The 8955-nt window shown below is 67.0% G+C and carries 9 protein-coding genes; 3 read left to right on the top strand and 6 right to left on the bottom strand.

What is annotated here, in order from left to right:
- Nucleotides 1-177: 177 nt before the first annotated feature.
- The 6 genes from gudD to ASD05_RS08065 form a co-directional block, all read right to left on the bottom strand.
- A complete protein-coding gene (gene gudD / locus ASD05_RS08090) occupies nucleotides 178-1539 on the bottom strand; it encodes a glucarate dehydratase (RefSeq protein ID WP_056590111.1) in 1362 nt (453 codons plus the stop codon).
- Nucleotides 1540-1555: 16 nt separating this feature from the next.
- Nucleotides 1556-2542 (bottom strand): Bug family tripartite tricarboxylate transporter substrate binding protein, encoded by a 987-nt coding sequence (locus tag ASD05_RS08085; protein ID WP_056590106.1) that lies wholly within the window; start codon nucleotides 2540-2542, stop codon nucleotides 1556-1558.
- 12 nt (nucleotides 2543-2554) lie between these two features.
- On the bottom strand, nucleotides 2555-3010 hold the full coding sequence (locus ASD05_RS08080; protein WP_056590103.1) for a nuclear transport factor 2 family protein: 456 nt from the start codon (nucleotides 3008-3010) through the stop codon (nucleotides 2555-2557).
- 47 nt (nucleotides 3011-3057) lie between these two features.
- Complete coding sequence (gene kdgD, locus ASD05_RS08075; RefSeq protein ID WP_056590100.1) at nucleotides 3058-3969, bottom strand: 5-dehydro-4-deoxyglucarate dehydratase; 912 nt, start codon at nucleotides 3967-3969, stop codon at nucleotides 3058-3060.
- A 53-nt stretch (nucleotides 3970-4022) separates the two neighbouring features.
- Nucleotides 4023-5024: a Bug family tripartite tricarboxylate transporter substrate binding protein gene (locus ASD05_RS08070; RefSeq protein WP_056590097.1), complete on the bottom strand. Its 1002-nt coding sequence runs from the start codon at nucleotides 5022-5024 to the stop codon at nucleotides 4023-4025.
- A 109-nt stretch (nucleotides 5025-5133) separates the two neighbouring features.
- Complete coding sequence (locus ASD05_RS08065; RefSeq protein WP_056590094.1) at nucleotides 5134-6003, bottom strand: FadR/GntR family transcriptional regulator; 870 nt, start codon at nucleotides 6001-6003, stop codon at nucleotides 5134-5136.
- A 219-nt stretch (nucleotides 6004-6222) separates the two neighbouring features.
- On the opposite strand from ASD05_RS08065, the gene ASD05_RS08060 reads away from it, so the two are divergent.
- The 3 genes from ASD05_RS08060 to ASD05_RS08050 are packed head-to-tail and all read left to right on the top strand — an operon-like array spanning nucleotide 6223 to nucleotide 8941.
- Nucleotides 6223-7038 carry an NAD-dependent epimerase/dehydratase family protein gene (locus tag ASD05_RS08060; protein ID WP_157610026.1) on the top strand — a complete coding sequence of 272 codons (816 nt, stop codon included), beginning with the start codon at nucleotides 6223-6225 and terminating at the stop codon, nucleotides 7036-7038.
- Nucleotides 7028-7924 carry an SMP-30/gluconolactonase/LRE family protein gene (locus tag ASD05_RS08055; RefSeq protein ID WP_056590086.1) on the top strand — a complete coding sequence of 299 codons (897 nt, stop codon included), beginning with the start codon at nucleotides 7028-7030 and terminating at the stop codon, nucleotides 7922-7924. The genes ASD05_RS08060 and ASD05_RS08055 overlap by 11 nt, the downstream gene beginning before the upstream one ends.
- A 39-nt stretch (nucleotides 7925-7963) precedes the next feature.
- Nucleotides 7964-8941: a TRAP transporter substrate-binding protein gene (locus ASD05_RS08050; RefSeq protein ID WP_056590083.1), complete on the top strand. Its 978-nt coding sequence runs from the start codon at nucleotides 7964-7966 to the stop codon at nucleotides 8939-8941.
- Nucleotides 8942-8955 lie beyond the last annotated feature (14 nt).

Raw genomic sequence — 8955 nt, 5'->3', positions numbered from 1 at the left:
AGCACGTCGGACAGGTTGCTGGGGTTGAGGTTGGGGCTGTAGCTTGCGCCGGCACGCCATTCGCCGCCGATCAGGTTGTCGAAGTTTTGCATGAGGGGTTCCTTGCTGCTCGATGGAAAGAAAGAAGCCGGAGCACTGGGTGTCCGGCTGCGGAAATGGAAACGGGAGACTAAACCTTCAACGGACCATGCAAGGCTTTTTGTTGTCGAAAGTCCATCCCGGGATCAAGTATTGCATCGCCTGCGCGTCGTTGCGCGCACCCAGGCCGTGCTTCAGGTAGAGCTGGTGCGCCTTTTCGACCTCGTCCATGTCGAGCTCCACGCCCAGGCCGCCGCGCGTGGGCACCTTCACGAAGCCGCCCTCGATCTGTAGCGGCTCTTTCGTCAGGTGCTGGCCGTCCTGCCAGATCCAGTGCGTGTCGATGGCGGTGACCTTGCCCGGCGCCGCGGCCGCCACGTGCGTGAACATGGCCAGCGACACGTCGAAGTGGTTGTTCGAATGCGAGCCCCAGGTCAGCCCCCAGGCCTGGCACAGCTGCGCCACGCGCACGGAACCCTGCAGGGTCCAGAAGTGCGGATCGGCCAGCGGAATATCGACCGACTGCAGCGACAGGCTGTGCACCATCTCGCGCCAATCGGTGGCCACCATGTTGGTGGCGGTCGGCAGGCCGGTGGCGCGGCGGAACTCGGCCATCACCTCGCGGCCCGAGAACACGCCTTCGGCGCCGCACGGGTCTTCGGCATAGGCCATCACGCCGTGCAGGTCGCGGCACAGGCGAATCGCGTCCTGCAACAGCCAGCCGCCGTTCGGGTCGAGCGTGACGCGCGCCTGCGGAAAGCGCTCGTGCAGCGCGCGGATCGCCTCGACTTCTTCTTCACCGCGCAGCACGCCGCCCTTGAGCTTGAAGTCGGTAAAACCATAGCGCGCATGCGTGGCCTCGGCCAGGCGCACGATGGCCTCGGGCGTCATGGCTTCTTCATGGCGCAGGCGGAACCAGTCGTTGTCGGCGCCGGTGTCGCTTTCGTACGGCAGGTCGGTCCTGTTGCGGTCGCCCACGTAGAAGAGGTAGCCGAGCATCTGCACCGCGTCGCGCTGCTGGCCTTCGCCGAGCAGGGCCGCCACAGGCACTTCGAGATGCTGGCCCAGCAGGTCGAGCAACGCCGCTTCGACGGCGGTCACTGCATGGATGGTCACGCGCAGGTCGAAGGTCTGCAGGCCGCGGCCGCCGCTGTCGCGGTTGGCGAAGGCACTGCGCATGCTGTTGAGCACGGCGTTGTGGCGGCCGATGGGCTGACCGACGATGAGGCCGCGCGCGTCTTCGAGCGTCTGGCGGATCTTCTCGCCACCCGGCACTTCGCCCACGCCGGTGTGGCCGGCGCTGTCGGTCAGGATCAGCAGGTTGCGCGTGAAGAACGGACCGTGCGCGCCGCTGAGGTTCATCAGCATGCTGTCGTGGCCCGCGACGGGAACCACGCGCATGCCGGTGACGATGGGGGCGCCCGGCACGGCGTTGGAAACTGTGGATTCAGGACTTGTCATCTTCGGGCTCGGCAGCTCAGTCTGCGGTGATGTGGCGGGTGTCGATCAGTGTTTTCCATCGCGTCCATTCGCGCAACTGGAAGGCGGTGAATTCCTCGGGCGTGCTGGCGACGATTTCCAGGCCCTGGTCGAGCATGCGCTTCTTCGTCTCCGGGTCCTGCATGGCGGCAATCACCGCGTCGCTGAGCTTCTTCTTCGTGGCGGGCGGCAGGCCCTTGGGCGCGGCCACGCCCTGCCACGAATAGACCTCAGCCCCCTTCACGCCGGCCTCGGCCAGCGTGGGCACGTCGGGCAGCACGGGCGAGCGCTTGTCGCCGGTGACGGCAATGGCGCGCAGCTTGCCCGCGCGGATGTGCGGCAGCACGGCGTTCACGTTCTGGAACGAGAAATCGACCTGGTTGCCCAGCAGGTCGTTGACCGCCGGCGCGCCGCCCTTGTAGGGCACGTGCACGCCTTCGGTCTTGGTCTGCTGCCAGAACAGCTCGGCCGAGAGATGGTCGGACGAGCCGTTGCCCGAACTCGCGAACGAGACCTTGCCGGGCGTCCTGCGCAAGAGCGCCAGCACGTCGGCCACGCTGCGCTCGGGCCGCGCGGCATTGGCAACCAGCACGTTGGGCGCCTGCACGGGCACGCTGATGTAGTCGAAGTCCTTGGTGGCGTCGTAGGGCACGCTCTTCTGCAGGTGCGGCGTGACGACGAAGGCGCCGAGCGAGGACACCAGCAGCGTGTAGCCGTCGGGCGCCGCGCGCTTGACCTGGCCGGTGCCGATGGTGCCGGTAGCGCCGGGCCGGTTGTCGACGACGAAGCTGCCGCCGAGCTTCGCTTGCAACTGCAGCGCCAGCGCGCGCGCCACCATGTCGGTGGAGCCACCGGCGGGGAACGGCACCACGATGGTCACCGGCTTCTGCTGCGGCCATGCATCGGCTTGCGCCGAGGCATGCAGGGGCAGCAGCGCGCAGGCAGCGAACACGACGCCCGCCGCAAGAAGATTTCTTTTCTTCATCCGCGCGTCCGCTCAGGAGGTGATTCGCACGGCTTGGCGCGCCAGCAGCTTCCAGCTTCCGCCCTGCTTCTGCCAGACGCCGAGGATCTTCAGCGCCACCTTGCCGGGCTTGCCCGAATCGTTGGTGTCGGCCGCGAGCGTGTGGCGCACGATGGCGGTCTGGCCGTCGACCACCTTGATGGTCTGGTCGGTGATCGTGATGGTCACGAAGTCCGACTTGCCGTCCACCAGGTCGCCGATGAAGCTGGCCTTGGTGTCGACCTTGCCGCTCGAGTGACCATAGCTCAGGTCGTCGGCCACCAGCGCGCTGAGCGCGGCGGCGGTCGGATCGATCATGGCGATGCGCAGGCGCTCGGCGGCGGCTGCCACTTCGGGCGAGGCCGATGCCGCATTGCCCGCCGGCATCATCGAGCAGCCGGAGAACGCGGCCGCCGCGGCGGCAATCAGGAAGAGCTTCTTGAGGAACATTGCCTTGTCTCCGTGTTGTTGTTGTTCGTGTTCGACAGCTTGCCGGCTTACTGAGGGCCGAGCGCGTCGATCAGCGCCTTGAGCTGTTCCATCTCGGCGGGCTTCAGGTCGGTGAGCGGTGCGCGCACCGGGCCCGCGTCGTGGCCGACGATCTTGGCACCCGCCTTCACGATGCTCACGGCATAGCCCGGCGTGCGGTTGCGCAGTTCGAGGTAGGGCATGAAGAAGTTCTTCAGCAGGCGGTGCTGCGTCGGCAGGTCGTCGGCGGCCACGGCCTTGTAGAAGTCCATGGCGGTCTTCGGAATGAAGTTGAAGACGGCCGACGAATACACCGGCGTGCCCATTGCCTTGTAGGCAGCGGCATAGACCTCGGCCGTGGGCAGGCCGCCCAGGTAGGCGAAGCGGTCGCCCATCTTCTGGTAGATGGCGACCATGGCCTCGATGTCGCCGATGCCGTCCTTGAAGCCGACGAGATTGGGGTTGCGCTCGGCCAGGCCGGCCAGCGTGTCGGGCTTCAGGCGACTGGTGGCGCGGTTGTAGACGATCACGCCGAACTTCACGCTCTTGCACACGGCCTCGACATGTGCGGCCAGGCCTTCCTGGCCGGCTTCGGTGAGGTAGTGCGGCAGCAGCAGGATGCCATGCGCGCCGGCCTTCTCGGCGGCTTGCGCGCACTGGATGGCGAAGCGCGTGGGGCCGCCAGCGCCGGCAATGATCGGCACCACACCGCGGCAGGTGTCGACGGCCGTCTGGATGATGCCGGGGTATTCGTCGCCGGTCAGCGAGAAGAACTCGCCCGTGCCGCCGGCCGCGAACAGAGCGCTGGCACCGTAGGGAGCGAGCCATTCGAGGCGCTGCTCGTAGCCCTTCTTGTTGAAGTCGCCGTTGCTGTCGAAGTCGGTCAGCGGGAACGAGAGCAGGCCGGAGCCCATGATGGTCTTGAGTTCTTGCGGGTTCATCGGGAAGAGTCCAGTGAAGATTGGGGGGAAAGAAAAAGATGTGCGGCAACCGGTCAGTCAAGCCTGACGTTGGCCTCTTTGATGACTTGCGCCCAGCGCGCGCGCTCCTTGGCGAAGAACTGGTCCTGCTCGGGCGCGGTCATGGTCACGACCTCTGCGCCCTGCCCCGCGAGGCGCGCGCGGATGTCGGGCGTGCGGATGATGCGCACCAGCTCCTTGTTGAGCCGGGCGATCACCGCGTCGGGCACGCCGCGCGCCGCGACCACGCCCTGCCAGGTGCCCGACTCGTAGCCGGGGGCGCCCTGCTCCGCGATGGTCGGCACGCTGCCGATCAGCGGCATGCGCGTGGCCTTGGACACCGCGATCAACTTGAGCTTGCCGGCCTGCACCTGCGGGTAGGTGGCGAGCATGCCGTTCATGAGCACCTGCGTCTGGCCCGAGACGGTGTCGAGCACGGCCTGCACGCCGCCCTTGTAGGGCACGTATTCCCACTTGGCGCCGACCTTGCGCTGCAGCTCGATGCCCGCGAGGTGTGCGGTGCTGCCGCTGGCGGTCACGGCGAAGTTGAGATCGCTTTTCTTCGAGAGCTCGACCAGTTCCTTCAGCGTGTTCGCCTGCACCGAGGGGTGCACCACCAGCAGGTGCGGCGAATAGGCCAGCATGGACACGCTGCGCAAATCCTTCGACGGGTCGAACGGCAGCTTGGGGTACAGCGACGGGCTGATGGCCAGCGCGCCGAGGTCGCACAGCATCAGCGTGTAGCCGTCGGCCGGCGCCTTGGCCAGCAGGTCGGCGCCGAGATTGCCGTTGGCGCCGGCCTTGTTGTCGATGATGACCGACTGGCCCAGCGCCTCCGACAGCGGCTGGCTGATGGACCGCGCAATGATGTCGGACGAGCCGCCCGGCGGGTACGGGACGATGATGCGGATCGGCTTCGAGGGCCAGTTGCCACCCCCTCCCTGCTGCGCGCCCTGCGCGATGGCGCTCAGCGGCAGGCTGGCGGCCAGGGTGGTGGCGAGTGCGGCACCGAGTGCGCCGCGCCGGTTGATGGTCATGTTGCCTCCAGTTGTTCGATGGTCGTCATGGCTTCGCCCATGTCCGAGCGAGTTATCAGTCATCGTACAACTAGAAAAACGACTTGTCCAGCTGACCGACAAGAAAAATTCAGCTGGAGGGAATGTCGTCGGGCGACGGCGCGGCCGTGCCTGCGGCCGCATCGGCCTTTGCCTTCTGCTGCGCGGCCTCCTGCGCCAGGCGCAGCCGCTCGCGGCTGTTGGTCAGGTGGATGCGCATGGCCGCGCGCGCCGACTCGGGGTCGCGCCGCGCGATGGCCGCGTAGATCTCCTCGTGCTCGCGGTTGACCCGGTTCAGATAGGGCGCGCCGCCCTCGTGCGTGCGGATGGCGCTGATGCGCGTACGCGGAATGAGCGTGGTGCCCAGGTGCCGCATGATGTCCGCGAAATAGGGGTTGCCGGTCGATTCGGCGATCTGCAGGTGGAAGCGGAAGTCCGGCCCCACGGTGTCGCCGGCCACGACCACGTTGCGCTCGAAATCGTCGAGCGCCTGGCGCATGGCGACCAGTTGCTCGTCGGTGCGGCGGCTGGCGGCGAGGCCGGCCGATTCGGTTTCCAGGCTGATGCGCAGCTCAAGCACGGCCAGCACGTCGACCGATGCGGCGATCTCGCCGGGATCGAGGCGAAACACCCCGCCCGCCCGCGGTTGCAGCACGAAGGTGCCCACGCCGTGCAGCGTCTCGACCAGCCCGCCGGCCTGCAGCTTCGACAGCGCCTCGCGCACCACGGTGCGGCTCACGCCATAGGCCTGCATGATGGCCGACTCGGTCGGCAGCTTGTCGCCCGGGCGCAGCGACTGGCTGCGGATTTTTTCGCCCAGGTCTTCCACCAGCCCATGCGCGAGGCCGCGTGCGCGCTGGCGCGGTCGCCCCACGAAAGCGGCTCCCGCAGCCGAAGCGACAGACGCCGTTTCCGCCGGCGCTTGTGATTCCAAGGGATTACCCGCAGTCGACTGAGCCATGGCCACGATGATAATCCCCAACTAGTTGTACGACAACAGATAACCCATCTCACATCTCCTGGCGCCGCCGGCCGTTTCGCCTGCGGTTTTCGGCTTCCACGGCACCGACATGCAGCCCTTTGACTTTGCTCCGTCGGCATCGTACCGGCCGCTTTCAGAAAAGCACCGTGACGGCGGGCCCTCGGAAACCATGACTCCTGAATGTATGGACGCGCAACGATGACAGACAAGAAGATGAACCGCCTCCTCCTGACCGGCGCGGCCGGCGGACTCGGCAAGGCGCTGCGCGAGCGGCTCAAGCCCTTTGCCGGCACGCTGCGCCTGTCGGACATCGCTTCGCTTTCGCCGGCCGTGGACGCGAGCGAGGAAGTCGTGCCCTGCGACCTCTCGGACAAGGCGGCGGTGCATGCGCTGGTCGAAGGCTGCGACGCCATCGTCCACCTGGGCGGCGTGTCGGTGGAGCGCCCGTTCGAGGAAATCCTCGAAGCCAACATCAAGGGCGTCTTCAACGTCTACGAAGCCGCGCGCCGCCACGGCGTGAAGCGCGTGGTGTTCGCGAGCTCGAACCACGTGATCGGCTTCTACAAGCAGAGCGAACACATCGACGCGCACGCCGTGCGCCGGCCCGACGGCTACTACGGCCTGTCGAAGTCCTTCGGCGAGGACATGGCGCAGTTCTACTTCGACCGCTGGGGCATCGAGACCGTGAGCATCCGCATCGGCTCCTCGTTCCCGGAGCCCGCCAACCGCCGCATGATGAGCACCTGGCTCAGCTACCGCGACCTGACGACGCTGATCGAGAAGTCGCTGTTCACGCCGAACGTGAAGCACACGGTGGTCTACGGCATGTCGAACAACCGCGACGTGTGGTGGGACAACAGCGCGGCCGCGCACCTGGGCTTCGTGCCGCAAGACAGCTCGGAGGTGTTCCGCGACAAGGTCGAGGCACAACCACCTGTCGCGCCGACCGACCCGAACGCCATCTATCAGGGCGGCGCCTTTACCGCGCAAGGCCCCTTCGGCGATGCAAGCTGAACTGGTTCTCGACGCGCGCAACGGCACCGGCGAAAGCCCGGTGTGGCATGCCGCGCAGCAGGCGCTGTACTGGGTCGACATTCCGGCGCGCACGCTGAACCGCTGGCACGCGAGCGAAGGCCATGCGCAATGGACGGCGAACGAAATGATCGCCTGCATCGCGCCGCGCGCCGACGTTCCCGGCGAATGGATCGCCGGCATGGAAAGCGGCCTGTTCTCGCTGAAGCCGCAGGCCGACGGCACGTTGGCCGCCAGCCCGCTCGCCCCCGTCGCGCACGCGGCACCGGCCATGCGCTTCAACGACGGCCGCTGCGACCGACAGGGCCGCTTCTGGGCCGGCACGATGCTGCTCGACATGGCGGCCGGTGCGCGCATCGGCCGCCTCTACAGCTACGGCAAGGGCAGCGACAACGCCGCCGCGCGCCTCGACGATCTCATCGTGCCCAACGGCCTGGCCTTCAGCCCGGACGGCCGCACGATGTACCTCTCGGACTCGCACCCCAGCGTGCAAGCCGTCTGGGCCTTCGACTACGACACGGACACCGGCACGCCCACCAACCGCCGCCTGTTCGTCGACATGAAGCCCCTGCCCGGTCGCCCCGACGGCGCCGCCATGGACACCGACGGCTGCTACTGGATCTGCGGCAACGACGCCGGCCTGGTGCACCGCTTCGCGCCCGACGGCCGGCTCGACCGCTCGCTCGAAGTACCGGTAAAGAAGCCCGCCATGTGCGCCTTCGGCGGCCCGGACCTCGACACCCTCTTCGTCACCTCTATCCGCCCCGGCGGCATCGACCTGTCGGACCAGCCACTGGCCGGCGGGGTGTTCGCGCTGCGGCCCGGTGCCAGCATCGCGGGCATGCCCGAGCCGGCCTTCGGCACCTGACCCATTTTTTCGACAACCCCCAAGCAGAGGAAGAGACAAATGAAGTTCCGCAAGACACTGGTCGCACTTTCCGCGTGCGCCGCAGCCGCGCTGACCACATTGGCTGCACACGCCACCGAGTTCCGCTCGGCCGACATCCACCCCGACGACTACCCCACCGTGACCGCGGTGAAGTTCATGAGCGAACGCCTGAAGGCGCTGTCGGGCGGCAAGCACAGCATCAAGGTGTTCAACAACAGTTCGCTCGGCAGCGAGAAGGACACCATCGAGCAGACCAAGATCGGTGCGCTGCAGATGGTGCGCGTGAACATCGCCCCGATGAACAACATCTGCGCCGAGACGCAGGTGCCGACCATGCCCTTCCTGTTCCGCTCGGTCGACCACCTGCACAAGGTGCTGGACGGCCCGGTCGGCGAAGAGATCCTGAAGTCGTGCGAGAAGCAGGGCTTCGTGGGCCTGGCCTACTACGACAGCGGCGCGCGCTCGATGTTCACCGCCAAGAAGCCGGTGCGCAGCTTCGCCGACATGAAGGGCCTGAAGGTGCGCGTGCAGCAGTCGGACCTGTGGGTGTCGATGCTCGAAGCCATGGGCGCCAACGCCACGCCGATGCCCATGGGCGAGGTCTACACGGGCCTGAAGACCGGCCTGATCGACGCCGCCGAGAACAACTACCCCACATATGAAAGCGCGCGCGCCTTCGAGGTGGCCAAGTACTACAGCAAGACCGAGCATTCGATGGCACCCGAGATGCTGCTGTTCTCCAAGCGCGTGTGGGACAAGCTCTCGGCCGAGGAGCAGGGCTGGATCCGCCAGGCCGCCAAGGAGTCGGTGCCCTACATGCGCAAGCAGTGGGAAGAGCGCGAGATCAAGTCGCTGGCCACGGTGAAGGCCGGGGGCGCCGAGATCATCGAGGTCGACAAGGCCCCGTTCCAGGCCGCGATGAAGCCGGTGTACGACAAGTTCATCACGGACGCGAAGCTCAAGGACCTGGTCAAGCGCGTGCAGGACACGAAGTAAGTCCGTTCCCCTTC

The organism is Variovorax sp. Root434 (genome assembly GCF_001426595.1).
GTDB lineage: Bacteria > Pseudomonadota > Gammaproteobacteria > Burkholderiales > Burkholderiaceae_C > Variovorax.
This window is presented reverse-complemented; position numbering and strand designations above follow the sequence as displayed.

Coding starts and splice junctions, on each gene's coding strand:
- kdgD (WP_056590100.1), bottom strand. CDS start 3,969: ATGAACCCGCAAGAACTCAAGACCATCATGGGCTCCGGCCTGCTCTCG.
- gudD (WP_056590111.1), bottom strand. CDS start 1,539: ATGACAAGTCCTGAATCCACAGTTTCCAACGCCGTGCCGGGCGCCCCC.
- ASD05_RS08070 (WP_056590097.1), bottom strand. CDS start 5,024: ATGACCATCAACCGGCGCGGCGCACTCGGTGCCGCACTCGCCACCACC.
- ASD05_RS08085 (WP_056590106.1), bottom strand. CDS start 2,542: ATGAAGAAAAGAAATCTTCTTGCGGCGGGCGTCGTGTTCGCTGCCTGC.
- ASD05_RS08055 (WP_056590086.1), top strand. CDS start 7,028: ATGCAAGCTGAACTGGTTCTCGACGCGCGCAACGGCACCGGCGAAAGC.
- ASD05_RS08060 (WP_157610026.1), top strand. CDS start 6,223: ATGACAGACAAGAAGATGAACCGCCTCCTCCTGACCGGCGCGGCCGGC.
- ASD05_RS08065 (WP_056590094.1), bottom strand. CDS start 6,003: ATGGCTCAGTCGACTGCGGGTAATCCCTTGGAATCACAAGCGCCGGCG.
- ASD05_RS08080 (WP_056590103.1), bottom strand. CDS start 3,010: ATGTTCCTCAAGAAGCTCTTCCTGATTGCCGCCGCGGCGGCCGCGTTC.
- ASD05_RS08050 (WP_056590083.1), top strand. CDS start 7,964: ATGAAGTTCCGCAAGACACTGGTCGCACTTTCCGCGTGCGCCGCAGCC.